This is a genomic window from Streptomyces sp. MAI_2237 (genome assembly GCF_054189285.1).
Genome location: NZ_JAJPGQ010000005.1, coordinates 1,053,740 through 1,066,013 on the forward strand (window position 1 = coordinate 1,053,740; position 12,274 = coordinate 1,066,013).

The 12,274-nt window shown below is 73.4% G+C and carries 10 protein-coding genes and 1 pseudogene; 6 read left to right on the top strand and 5 right to left on the bottom strand.

Translation table 11 applies throughout. The features are described 5' to 3' along the window. Window positions 1-54 precede the first annotated feature (54 nt). From LN251_RS33180 to LN251_RS33190, 3 genes and pseudogenes are all read right to left on the bottom strand, one after another. Window positions 55-1,293: an ROK family protein gene (locus LN251_RS33180; protein WP_458247848.1), complete on the bottom strand. Its 1,239-nt coding sequence runs from the start codon at window positions 1,291-1,293 to the stop codon at window positions 55-57. Between the two features lie 36 nt (window positions 1,294-1,329). Beyond that, a pseudogene (locus LN251_RS33185) lies at window positions 1,330-1,971 on the bottom strand (alpha-ketoglutarate-dependent dioxygenase AlkB family protein). A 23-nt stretch (window positions 1,972-1,994) separates the two neighbouring features. After that, complete coding sequence (locus LN251_RS33190; protein ID WP_458247849.1) at window positions 1,995-3,245, bottom strand: site-2 protease family protein; 1,251 nt, start codon at window positions 3,243-3,245, stop codon at window positions 1,995-1,997. 177 nt (window positions 3,246-3,422) lie between these two features. On the opposite strand from LN251_RS33190, the gene LN251_RS33195 reads away from it, so the two are divergent. Then, on the top strand, window positions 3,423-4,553 hold the full coding sequence (locus LN251_RS33195) for a methyltransferase (protein ID WP_458248222.1): 1,131 nt from the start codon (window positions 3,423-3,425) through the stop codon (window positions 4,551-4,553). Here the strand turns inward: LN251_RS33195 and LN251_RS33200 are convergent, their stop codons facing one another. Both LN251_RS33200 and LN251_RS33205 read right to left on the bottom strand, forming a co-directional pair. Further along, on the bottom strand, window positions 4,554-5,402 hold the full coding sequence (locus LN251_RS33200; protein ID WP_458247850.1) for a class II fructose-bisphosphate aldolase: 849 nt from the start codon (window positions 5,400-5,402) through the stop codon (window positions 4,554-4,556). 25 nt (window positions 5,403-5,427) lie between these two features. Beyond that, window positions 5,428-6,309 (bottom strand): SIS domain-containing protein, encoded by an 882-nt coding sequence (locus LN251_RS33205; RefSeq protein WP_458247851.1) that lies wholly within the window; start codon window positions 6,307-6,309, stop codon window positions 5,428-5,430. A gap of 121 nt (window positions 6,310-6,430) precedes the next feature. On the opposite strand from LN251_RS33205, the gene LN251_RS33210 reads away from it, so the two are divergent. The 5 genes from LN251_RS33210 to LN251_RS33230 all read left to right on the top strand — a co-directional run bounded on the left by LN251_RS33210 (window position 6,431) and on the right by LN251_RS33230 (window position 12,272). Beyond that, entirely contained in the window at window positions 6,431-7,210 is a 780-nt protein-coding gene (locus LN251_RS33210; protein WP_458247852.1) for a DeoR/GlpR family DNA-binding transcription regulator, read from the top strand. Between the two features lie 181 nt (window positions 7,211-7,391). Continuing rightward, window positions 7,392-9,230 (top strand): glycoside hydrolase family 15 protein, encoded by a 1,839-nt coding sequence (locus LN251_RS33215; protein WP_458247853.1) that lies wholly within the window; start codon window positions 7,392-7,394, stop codon window positions 9,228-9,230. A 131-nt stretch (window positions 9,231-9,361) separates the two neighbouring features. Beyond that, window positions 9,362-10,015, top strand: coding sequence for a hypothetical protein (locus LN251_RS33220; RefSeq protein ID WP_458247854.1), 654 nt, complete (start codon window positions 9,362-9,364; stop codon window positions 10,013-10,015). Window positions 10,016-10,090: 75 nt separating this feature from the next. Then, window positions 10,091-11,608, top strand: coding sequence for an amidohydrolase (locus LN251_RS33225; protein WP_458247855.1), 1,518 nt, complete (start codon window positions 10,091-10,093; stop codon window positions 11,606-11,608). An 82-nt stretch (window positions 11,609-11,690) separates the two neighbouring features. Continuing rightward, window positions 11,691-12,272, top strand: a complete 582-nt coding sequence (locus tag LN251_RS33230; protein ID WP_458247856.1) for an AMIN-like domain-containing (lipo)protein — start codon at window positions 11,691-11,693, stop codon at window positions 12,270-12,272. Window positions 12,273-12,274 lie beyond the last annotated feature (2 nt).

Genomic DNA, 12,274 nt, shown 5'->3' on the forward strand with positions numbered 1-12,274 from the left:
CGGACCTTCCCGCACCGGCCCGCCCAGAAGCCTCCCCGCCCCGCCCAGGCCGACCTAGGCGAGTGCTCCCAGCGGGTCGTCGAGGACCGGCTGCCACGCCAGCTCCGCCGCTCCGACCAGGCTGTTGTGGTCGAGGGTGCAGGCGAGGATGGGCACTCCCCCGCTCTGGCCCCACAGGCTGCGGTCGGCGACGACGGCGCGCAACCGGTCGGGGTCGGCGTCCAGGAGGGTGCGGTGCAGGCCGCCGAGGATGATGCGGTCCGGGTTGAGGATGTTGACCAGGCCCGCGAGGCCGAGGCCGAGGCGGTCGATGAGGATCTCGGCGGCCGTGCGGACGGCCGGGTCGTCGTAGTGCTCGCGCACGAGGTCGTCGGCCTGCCTGAGCAGGGACACCTCGGGGCCCGGGTCGCGGCCGGCCGCGGTGAGGAGGGCGAGCGGATCGGCCTCGACGTCGAGGCAGCCGCGGCTGCCGCAGTGGCAGGGGCGGCCCTCGGGGTTGACGGTGAGGTGGCCGACCTCCAGGGCCAGGCCCGAACTGCCGGTGTGCAGGCGGCCGTCGAGGACCAGGGCGCCGCCCACGCCCCGGTGTCCGGTGGCCACGCACAGCAGGTCCCGGGCTCCGCGGCCGGCGCCGTGCCGGTGCTCGGCGAGGGCGGCGAGGTTGACGTCGTTGCCCGCGAAGGCCGGCCCGGTGATGCCGGCCTCCCGCACGCGCTCGGCGAAGATCCGCCGGACCGGCGCGCCGACGGGCCAGGCCAGGTGCAGGGGGTTCAGGGCCAGACCGTCGGGTTCGGCGACCGCGGAGGGCACGGCGAGTCCGGCGCCCACGCAGCGCCGTCCGGTGGAGCGCAGCAGGTCCGTGCCCGCTTCCACGACCGAGCCGAGGACCTTCGCCGGGTCGGCGTCGACTGTCTCGCAGCCGGGCGCGGTGGCCACGATCCGGCCGCCCAGACCGACCAGCGCGGCTCGGAAGCCGTCGGCGTGGACCTGCGCGGCGAGCACGACCGGTCCGTCGTCGGCGACCGCGAGCCGGTGCGAGGGCCGGCCCTGCGAGCCGGCGGCCGCGCCGGGCCGGGCGTCGACCCGGATGAGCCCCAGTGCCTCCAGTTCGGCGGCGACCGCGCCCGCCGTCGCCCGGGTGACCCCGAGTTCGGCGGTGAGCACGGCGCGGGTGGGCGCACGGCCGGTGTGCACGAGCTCCAACGCGGGCCCGAGCGCACCGCGCCCCCGGTCCAGCCGCGTCCTCGAGGTGGTTCCTTCCCCCGCCGGCCGGGGGTCAGCCTTGCCGCTCATGAGGGCGAGTCTCCCATGATCCGCAGCCGTCTCCGGCTACAGGCCGCTGACCCGGAGCGTGATGTTCAGACGTCCGGACAGCCCCAACCAGGGCGGCGCGGTGCCCGCGTGCACCCGCGGCACCCCGTGGTAGGCGAGCCGGGAGGGGCCGCCGAACACGAACAGGTCACCGCTGCGCAGCTCCACGTCCGTGTAGGGCTTGGTGCGGTCCTCGGTGTTGCCGAAGCGGAAGACGCACGTGTCGCCGAGGCTCAGGGACACCACCGGCGCGTCCGAGCTTTAGTCGCTGTCCCGGTGCATACCCATCCGGGCGTCGCCGTCGTAGAAGTTGACCAGTGCGATGTCGTACGGCGGTGCCGGGGCGCCCAGCGCGTCGGCGACGGCCCGCCGCCCCAGCTCGCCGAGCCATGCGGGGAAAGGCTTCACGGGCGCGCCGTCGCCGTCGACGACCGTGGGCGCGTAGCCGTACGGGTACCAGTGGTGGCCGAGGCAGACCTGGCGGGCGGACATGGTGCCCCCGCCGGGTACGCGTACCGTCCGCAGTCCGGCCGGCGGGCGCGCCCACTCCCGGCAGGCGTCCAGCAGTTCGCGCTGGTGGCCGTCGTCGAGCCAGTCCGGCAGGTGCACGGCCCCCGGGGAGACCTCGGTCCGGGGTCGGGGGAACAGCTCGGCTTCCATACCGGCCATCCTGCTCCACCCGGTCAGCTCCGGCGACGGCGGCGGCGGTCGCGCATGCGGGTGGTGAACCACAGGACGTGGAACGTGAGCAGTGATCCCAGGGTCAGGAGGGCGTCGGCGAGGTCGAGGCCGGTGTGCGCCGTGCGCAGACCGGTGACCGCGGTGAGGATGAGCCGGAGGTCCGCCGGGAGGGTGTAGAGGGCGAGTCCGGCCAGGCAGAGGGTGGTTCCGGCGACCTGGACGACGCTGTAGACGCGCACCGCGCGCCGTTCCGCCGGGGGCAGCGCCCTGGTGGGGTCTGCGTCCGGGGTACGCCTGCGCAGCAGGCGGCCGGCCAGGTGACGGGCGTGGGCGCGGCCGTCCCCGTACAGGTCGCGGCAGCCCGTCAAATCCTGCAGGACGAAGTACACGTCCGTCCGCATGAAGACCATGAGCTGGAAGGTGAGGGGCAGCAGCGCCCACAGCACGGTCGCGGCGAGCAGCCGGTGCGGGGCGGACCCGGGGGCCGTCACGAGCAGAAGCAGGAACGCGGAGGCGGCGACGGCGAGATTGACGGCGATGCCGGCCAGGTAGGCGGTCAACCGGTGGCGGCGCGGGGCGAGTTCGATGCCGCTGATGTCCGTCTGGGCGACGAGGAACTGCAGCCGGGTGCCGAAGCCGATCCGGCCCGGGACGCCGGCGGCCCTGGCCACGGCGAGGTGGGCCAGTTCGTGCAGCAGCAGGATGGACCAGCCCACGACGGCGCCGGAGAGGATCACCACGCTGCCCCGGTCGCTCCACAGCAGGTCGCGGTAGGTGGGGGCGAGTTCGGGGTGCCGGACGAGGGCGGCCAGGGCGGCGGCGACGAGGACGGCGGGCAGCAGCGGCAGCAGGGGGCTGAGCAGGAAGCGCACGTGCTCGGGACGCAGGCGGGGCAAGGTCGGCGGGCGCACCGGCTCCGTCGCCACCGGGCGGCCCGCGGCCTCGGCCACGAAGCCCAGGGCGATGAGGTCGCGCACGAATTCGGCCACGTCGAGTTCTTCGCCGGTCTCGGCGAGCGCCTGCTCCTGGGCCTGGCCGATGCTCAGTCCGCGCTCCAGCAGGCGGACGACCCTGATGCCGGCTTCGGGGAGGGCGACGAACGTCCGCGTCTCGCGGCGCCCCACGATCCATTCGGCGCCGTCCGGTCGCCGGGTCAGGGCGTGCAGCCGGACGTGGGACTCCGGCCCCACCGTGATCGTCGTTCCGTCGGCGTCCTTAGTCGTGCTGTGCGGACGCATGGCCGGTTCAGTCACCGGAGCGGACACCCCCCGCGTTGACTCGGTCATGCCATCCTGATCCGGTCGCCGGACCCCTGACAAGGGCCACCTCGGTCCCGGCGGGGCGGTGGCGTCGGCGGTCGGGCGGTACGGGGCCGCCCGACCGGGGATGACCTGCGGCTCCGCTAGCCTGGTCGCACGATGAACGACCGTATGACGACGCCCTGGGGCGAGTTCGCGCTGACCCGTTTCCCGGAGGACCCGCGCGAGAGGCTGCGCGCGTGGGACGCCTCCGACGAGTATCTGCTCGGCCATCTCGCCGAGGAGAAGGTCCCGCTGTCCGGCACGGTCGTGGTCCTCGGTGACCGCTGGGGCGCCCTGGTCACGGCGCTGGCCGAGCACGGGCCCACGCAGATCACCGACTCCTTCCTCGCCCAGGAGGCCACCCGGCTCAACCTCGCGCGCAACGGCGCCGAGACCGGCGCGGTGCGCCTGCTGACCACCCAGGACGCTCCGCCGGAGCGGGTCGACGTCCTGCTGGTGCGGGTGCCGAAGAGCCTCGCGCTGCTGGAGGACCAGTTGCTGCGGCTGGCGCCCGCCGTGCACGAGGGCACGGTCGTCGTCGGCACGGGCATGGTGAAGGAGATCCACACCTCGACGCTGGAGCTGTTCGAGCGGATCCTCGGTCCGACGCGCACCTCCCTCGCGGTGAAGAAGGCCCGGCTGATCTTCTGCGCGCCCGATCCGTCGCTGGAACGGCCCGCCGACCCGTGGCCGTACACCTACACGCTGCCCGAGGACATCGGTGCGGTCTCGGGCCGTACGGTCGTCAACCACGCGGGCGTGTTCTGCGCCGACCGGCTGGACATCGGCACCCGGTTCCTCCTGCGGCACCTGCCCGCCCCGGGCGCCCGCCGGGTCGTGGACCTCGGCTGCGGCAACGGGGTCGTGGGGACGGCCGTGGCGGTCGCCGACCCGGCCGCCGAGGTGCTGTTCGTGGACGAGTCGTTCCAGGCCGTGGCCTCCGCCGAGGCGACGTACCGGGCGAACGGGGTGCCCGGGCACGCCGAGTTCCGGGTCGGGGACGGGCTGGCGGGGGTCCCGGCCGGGAGTGTCGACCTGGTGCTCAACAATCCGCCGTTCCACTCCCACCAGGCGACGACGGACGCGACGGCGTGGCGGATGTTCACCGGGGCGAAGCGGGTGCTGCGGCCCGGCGGCGAGCTGTGGGTGGTCGGCAACCGGCACCTGGGCTACCACGTCAAGCTCAAGCGGCTGTTCGGCAACAGCCGCCTGATCGCGAGCGACCCCAAGTTCGTGGTGCTCAAGGCCGTCAAGCGGTGATCAGCTCAGCGTCCGGATGATGCCGGTCACGGTCCGCACCATCGCCTCCCGGCCGACCCCGAGATACTTGCGCGAGTCGACCGCCTCGGGGTGGGCGGCGAGGAAGTCTCGGATCGCGCCGGTCATGGCGATGTTGAGGGCGGTGCCGACGTTCACCTTGGAGATGCCGCCCGCGACGGCCGCGACGAGCTCGTCGTCCGGTACCCCTGAGGAGCCGTGCAGCACGAGGGGCACGTCCAGGGCGGCCGAGAGGCGCTTGAGGAGGGTGTGGTCGAGGGTGGCGGTACGGGTCGTCATGGCGTGCGTGCTGCCGACGGCGACGGCGAGGGCGTCCACGCCGGAGTCGGCGACGAAGGCGCGGGCCTGGTCGGGGTCGGTGCGGGCGCCGGGGGCATGGGCGTCCAGGGCGGGCTGCCCGGCCTTGCCGCCGACCTGGCCCAACTCGGCCTCGATCCACAGCCCTTGGGCGTGCGCCCAGTCGGCCGCCGCCCGGGTCGCGGCGAGGTTGCGCTCGTAGGGCAGGCGGGCCGCGTCGTACATGACGGAGCTGAACCCGGCGTCCGCCGCCTGGCGCAGCAGGTCGTCGCTCTGGACGTGGTCGAGGTGCAACGCCACCTCGACGGCGGCGCGTTCGGCGACGGCGACGGCGGCGCGGGCCAGCGGGAGCAGCCGTCCGTAGCGGAACTTGACGGCGTTCTCGCTGACTTGGAGCACCACGGGGGCCTGTGCGGCCTCGGCGCCGGCGACGACGGCCTCGACGTGCTCCAGCGTGATGATGTTGAAGGACGGGACGGCGGAGTGCGCGGCGGCGGCCCGGGTGACGAGTTCGCCGGTGGTGACGAGGGGCACGGTTTCTCCCGTTCGAAGAGGTGCGTCAGGGGGCGAGGATCACCGAGCGGGTGAGGTGGCGGGGCCGGTCCGGGTCGAGGCCGCGGGCCGCGGCGACGGCGACGGCCAGGCGCTGGGCGCCGACCAGTTCGGCGAGCGGGTCCAGGTCGCCCGGGATCCACAGCCCGCCGGTGGCGCGGACCTGTTCGGCCAGGCCCTCGGGTGCGTCGCCGAGCATCCAGGTGGCCGTGCCGCGGGTGGTGACGCTGATGGGGCCGTGCCGGTACTCCATCGCCGGGTAGGACTCGGTCCAGGCGAGCGCGGCCTCGCGCATCTTCAGTCCGGCCTCGTTGGCCAGGCCCACCGTCCAGCCGCGGCCCAGGAAGGTGAACTGCGTGCAGCCGACGAGGCCTTCGGGCAGCGGGCGGGCGAGCGCGGTGCGGGCGTCGGCGACGGCGGCGTCGGTGTGCAGGCCGAGGTGGGCGCGCAGCAGGGTGAGCGCGGTGGTGGCGAACCGGGTCTGGACGACGGATCGTTCGTCGGCGAAGTCGAGGACGACGACGTCGTCGGCCGCCCGCATGACGGGGGTGTGCGGGTCGGCGGTGAGCGCGGTCGTGCGGGTGCTTCCCCTCAGGTCGCCGAGGAGCTGGAGGACTTCGGTGGTGGTGCCCGAGCGGGTCAGGGCCAGGACGCGGTCGTAGGAGCGGCCGCGGGGGAACTCGGAGGCGGCGAAGGCGTCCGTCTCGCCCTGCCCCGCCGACTCGCGCAGGACGGCGGCGGCCTGCGCCATGAAGTACGAGGTGCCGCATCCGACGATCGCGACCCGCTCCCCCGGCACCGGGAGCGCCTCGGCGTGCCGCGGCGCCTCGGCCGCGGCCCGTGTCCAGCACTCGGGCTGGCTGGTCAGCTCCTCTTCGACGTGCGTCATGCCGCACCCTCCCTCTGTTTGCTTGTTCTTGCAAGATATAGCGAGCTTTCGAGCATAATCAAGCATTCAGGCGTCTTCAGGGTGCGCTAGGGTCGCCGGGAGGGCGAGGAAGGGAGGCCGGATGTCGCGCGACGCCCGCTGGAAGGCGCTGCTGGAGCTGCTCGTCGAGCGGGGGCGGCTGGACGTCGAGCAGGCGGCCGCCGAGTTGGAGGTCTCCGCGGCGACGATCCGGCGCGACTTCGACCAGCTCGCCGAACAGCAGATGCTGGTGCGCACCCGCGGCGGCGCGGTCGTGCACGGGGTGTCGTACGAGTTGCCGCTGCGCTACAAGACCGCCCGGCACGCCTCCGAGAAGCAGCGGATCGCGAAGGCGGTGGCGGAGCTGATCTCGCCCGGCGAGGCGGTGGGACTGACCGGCGGCACCACGACGACCGAGGTGGCGCGCGCCCTCGCCGTGCGCGGTGACCTGGCCTCCGGCTCCCCCGCGCTCACGGTCGTCACTAACGCGCTCAACATCGCCAACGAACTCGCCGTACGCCCCCAGTTCAAGATCGTGGTGACCGGCGGAGTCGCGCGCCCGCAGTCGTACGAGCTGATCGGACCGCTCGCGGACGGCGTGCTCGGGCAGATCACCGTCGACGTGGCGGTGCTCGGCGTCGTCTCCTTCGACGTCGCGCACGGGGCCGCGGCCCACGACGAGGCGGAGGCCGCGATCAACCGGCTGCTGTGCGAGCGCGCGGAGCGGGTCGTCGTCGCCGCCGACTCCAGCAAGCTGGGCCGGCGGGCGTTCGCGCGGATCTGCGCCGCCGGGGCGGTGGACACGCTGGTGACGGACACGGCGGCGGACCCGGAGGAGGTCCGCCGGTTCGAGGAGGCGGGCGTCGAGGTCGTCGCGGTCTGAGCCGGCGTGTCCGGGCGCCGACGATCCCCGCGCCGCCGCTCCCGTTTCCGCCCAGGCCCTGTCGTCACCTTCCCGTCGTCCGCCCGCAGGGCAGGCGGGAAGGTGACGACAGGGCCTAGGCTGAGTGCCGGGATGCGCGTCGGACGCGTGTCGGGATGCGTGCCGGGTGCGGGAGGCAGCGATGGGCGCACGAGCGAGCGACGACGACGCCCCGACGGCCGCCGCCCGGTACCTGCCGATCGCCGAGCACGGGCTGATCGGCGATCTGCGCAGCGTGGCCCTGGTGGGCACGGACGGGACCATCGACTGGTACTGCTGCTCGGCCTTCGACGCGCCGAGCGTCTTCGCGGCGATCCTGGACGCCGAGCGGGGCGGCTCCTTCGAGCTGGCCGCGTCCGTGCCGACGAAGACCAAGCAGTTCTACTTCCCCGACACCAACGTCCTGATCACCCGCTTCTTCACCGAGGACGGTGTCGGCGAGGTGCAGGACTTCATGCCGGTCGACGACGGTTTCGGAGAGCCCGAGCGGCACCGGCTGATCCGGCGCGTGGTGTGCGTGCGCGGCTCCGTCCCCTTCCGAACCCGGGTCGCGCCGCGCTTCGACTACGGCACCCGGCCGCACACCGTCCGCATGGCGGGCGAAGTCGCGGTCTTCGAGTCCGACGGGCTCTCCCTCGCCCTGACGTCGACCGTGCCGCTGGAGGCCGAAGGCCCGGACGCGCGGGCCGACTTCAAGCTGTCCGAGGGCGAGACGGCCGTGTTCGCGCTGGACCAGGTCGGCGGCGACGTACAGCCGCGGCGCTGCGCGAAGGTCGAGGCCGAGGAGCAGTTCAACACGACGGTGGCGTACTGGCGGCGCTGGCTGTCGGCCTCCAAGTACCGGGGCCGCTGGCGGGAGATGGTGCACCGTTCGGCACTCACCCTCAAGCTCCTCACCTACGCGCCCACCGGCGCCATCGTGGCCGCGCCGACGACGAGCCTGCCCGAGCAGCTGGGCGGCGAGCGCAACTGGGACTACCGGTACGTGTGGGTGCGCGACGCGGCGTTCTGCGTGTACGCGCTGCTGCGGCTCGGCTTCACCGACGAGGCCGAGGCGTTCATGACGTTCGTGACCCGGCACATCAGCCCGGGCGACGGCAGGCCCTCCGGCCCGCTGCAGATCATGTACGGCATCGACGGCCGCACCGATCTCACCGAGGCCGAACTCGGCCACCTGGAGGGCCATCAGGGCTCGGCGCCGGTCCGGATCGGCAACGCCGCCGCCGAGCAGCTCCAGCTCGACATCTACGGCGCGCTCATCGACTCGATCTACCTCTACGACAAGTGGGCCAAGCCCATCTCCAGCGGCCAGTGGGACGACGTGTGCGCCCTGGTGGACTGGGTGTGCGAGCACTGGGACCAGCCGGACGAGGGGATCTGGGAGACCCGCGGCGGGCGCAAGAACTTCCTGTACTCGCGCCTGATGTGCTGGGTGGCGATCGAGCGGGCCATCCGCATGGCGCACCGCCGGGGCCTGCCGGCCGACCTGCCGCGCTGGCGCCACAGCCGTGACACGATCTACCGGCGGATCATGAAAGAAGGCTGGTCGGACCGGCGGCAGGCCTTCGTGCAGCACGAGGGCGGCGATGTGCTGGACGCGGCGGTGCTCATGATGCCGCTGACGAAGTTCATCGCGCCGACCGACCCCAAGTGGCTGTCCACGCTCGACGCCCTCACCCACGAGCTGGTCTCCGACTCGCTCGTCTACCGCTACGACCCGTTGGCGAGCCCCGACGGCCTGCGCGGCGACGAAGGCACCTTCTCCATCTGCTCGTTCTGGTACGTCGAGGCGATGGTGCACGCCGGACGGGTCGACGAGGCCCGCCTGGCGTTCGAGAAGATGCTGACGTACGCCAACCATCTCGGCCTGTACGCCGAGGAGATCAGCCACACCGGGGAGCAACAGGGCAACTTCCCGCAGGCGTTCACGCATCTCGCGCTGATCAGCGCGGCCTTCAACCTGGACAAGGCGCTGGGCTGACGCGGGTGGCGGTGGCACCACCCCGTATCCGGTGTCCAGAGCCAGGGACGGCGCGCCGGGCGAGCGACAGGATGCATGAGTCGGCACAACGGCCGACTCCTCATCCGTCGTCCCGGCTCGGGGGAACAGCCATGAACGAAGTCTTCGCCAGGCGCCTGACCGGCACCGCGGGCATCGTCGCCGCCGTCGCGTTCATCGTCGAAGTACCCCTGTACTTCGTCTACTCGGGGCCACCGCCGGACGCGAACGTGCTGTCCCGGCTGCTGCTCGGCATCGTCGGGCTCACCTCGCTGGTGCTGTTCGTGACCGCCTTCCGCGAGCTGGTCAGGCGCATCCACCCCGACTACGAGTGGGCGGCCGCGCTCGCCTTCACCACCGGGCTCGTCTACGCGACGATCGTCCTGGTCTCCTCGGGGCTGGAGGCGGGCGCGGTCATCGCCGCCGACCGCCCGATCGATCCGACGATCACGGTCAGCGGCACGTACATCCTCTACGGTTCGATCTCCCGGCTGCTGCTGGGACTCTTCCTCGGCACGCTGGGCCACGTGGTCACGCGCACCGGGCTGCTGCCGCGCTGGGTCGGCAGGTCGGCCTACGCCCTCGCGGTGATCAACCTGGCGTTCGTGCCGTCGCTGTTCTTCGGCAACACACCCGCGCACTTCTACGCGGCGAACGGCTGGGGCACCACCGCCCTGATGGGCGCACTCCTCAGCTGGTGGCTGCTGGCCGTGGGCATCTCCGTCTACCGCAGCGCGGCCGGTACCCGATCGGCGGTGGCCGCGTAACCTCGGGTCAGATCACCAGGCGGCGGGGGCCACGGCCGGCCCCCGCCGCACCTGTCCTCGACGCAGGGAGCCCGCATGACGACCGTCGACGGCACACCCGCTCCCCCCGTCGCCGACGCCGGTGCCCAACCGCCCGCGCTGACCCTGGGCCGGGTGCGGCTGGGACCGGGCGGGCCGCTGAGCCGTGTGCGGATCGACGGCGGCAGGATCGTCGCCGTCACGGAGACGGACGAAATCGGCGGCACGGCCCTCGACATGGACGGGCGTACGGTGCTGCCCGGGCTGTGGGACTGCCATGTGCACATGGCCCAGTGGGCCGGCAACCGGCAGCGGGTCGACCTCGCCGGGCTAGGGTCCGCGCACGCGGTGGCCGAAGCCGTACGGTCGTACGCGCGTGGTCTGCCGGACGGCGAGGTGCTCGTCGGGCAGGGCTTCCGGGACGGGCTGTGGCCGGACGCGCCCGACAAGGCGCTGCTGGACTCGGTGTGCCCGGACCGGCCCGTCGCGCTGATCGGCGCCGATCTGCACGCGGCATGGCTGAACTCCGCATGCCTGGCCCTGGTGGGGCGGCCCGGTCACGCGACGGGACTGCTGCGGGAGCACGACTGCTTCGAGGTGCTGCGGGCGCTGCCCGAGGTGCCCGTCGAGGTCCTGGACCGGTGGGTGGCCGAGGCCTGCCGGGAGGCCGCCGGGCGGGGTGTGACGGGGATCGTCGACTTCCACTTCTCCGACAACATCGCCGACTGGGCGCGCCGCGCGGCGCGGGAACGGCTCGGGACGCGAGTGCGCGCCGCCGTGTATCCCGGGCACCTGTACGCGGTGATCGAGCGCGGGTGGCGCACCGGTGACGTGCTGCCCGGGACGGGCGGCCTGGTCCGGGTCGGGCCGCTGAAGCTGTTCACGGACGGTTCCCTCAACACCCGCACCGCCCTGTGCTGCGAACCGTATCCGGGTCTGGAGGGCACGCCGGAGGCCCACGGCATCGAGGAGATGCCCCACTCCGAACTGGTCCGGCTGATGCGGCGGGCCGCCGCGCACGGCATCGAGCCCGCCGTCCACGCGATCGGCGACCGGGCCAACGCGCTGGCCCTGGACGCGTTCGCGGCCGTCGGCTGCCGGGGCCGGATCGAGCACGCCCAGCTGCTGAGACCGGCCGACGTGCCCCGGTTCGCGCGGCTGGGCGTGACCGCGAGCGTGCAGCCGGCGCACGCCGTCGACGACCGGGACGTGGCGGACCGGCACTGGGCCGGACGCACCGGACGCGCCTTCGCCTACGCCGATCTGCTGGCGGCCGGCGCCCGGCTGGAGTTCGGCTCCGACGCCCCCGTCGCTCCGCTCGACCCCTGGTCCGGCATCGCCGCCGCCGTCCACCGCACCGGAGACGGACGGCCGGCCTGGCATCCCGAGCAGCGTGTGCCCGTACGGGCGGCGCTGGCCGCGTCGGCCCGGGGCCGCACGGCGATCCGGGCCGGGGACACCGCCGACCTGGTGATCGTCGACGCGGACCCGGCGACGGCCGACGCCCGCACACTGCGGGAGATGCCGGTGCACGGCACGCTGCTGGGCGGCCACTGGACCCACGGCCCCGGCTGACCCGACCCGGCGAGAGCGCAACCTTTCGGCCATCCTGAATGTCTTCCGCCGTATCAGCACCCACCACGCTTCGGGGGACGAGATGAAACAAAGCAGAACAGTCTGGACGGCAGTCGCACTCCTTCTCACCGCGCTGGGCGCGAGCGCGCTTCCGGCCGAGGCGGCCACGGCCGCCACCACCCCGACGACCGTCTGCCCCACGGGCTGGGGCAGCCTTCCCAAGACCCTCGAGGCCGGCACCTCGACACCGGTGCGGAACGTCAGGACCGGCCGCCACACGTGCTACGACCGGATGGTCATCGACGTCCCCGGCGCGCGCCGGAGCGCGCTCGGCTACTCCGTCGGGTACGTCGCCCGACTCCATCAGGACGGCTCAGGGCGCCTGATCCACGTCGGCGGCGGGGCGATCCTCGAAGTACGGATCAGCGCCCCCGCCTACGACCCCGGGACGGGCAAGGCGACGTATCCGGCCGAGGCCGGCCGCCCGCTGCCGGGCGTCGACCTCACCGGCTACCGCGCCTTCCGCGACACCCGCTTCGCCGCGAGCTTCGAGGGCGACACGCAGCTCGGGCTCGGCGTGCGGACCCGGCTGCCGTTCCGTGTGCTGCGCACCGACGGCCACCTGATCGTGGACGTGGCACACAGCTGGAACGGAACACCCTGACG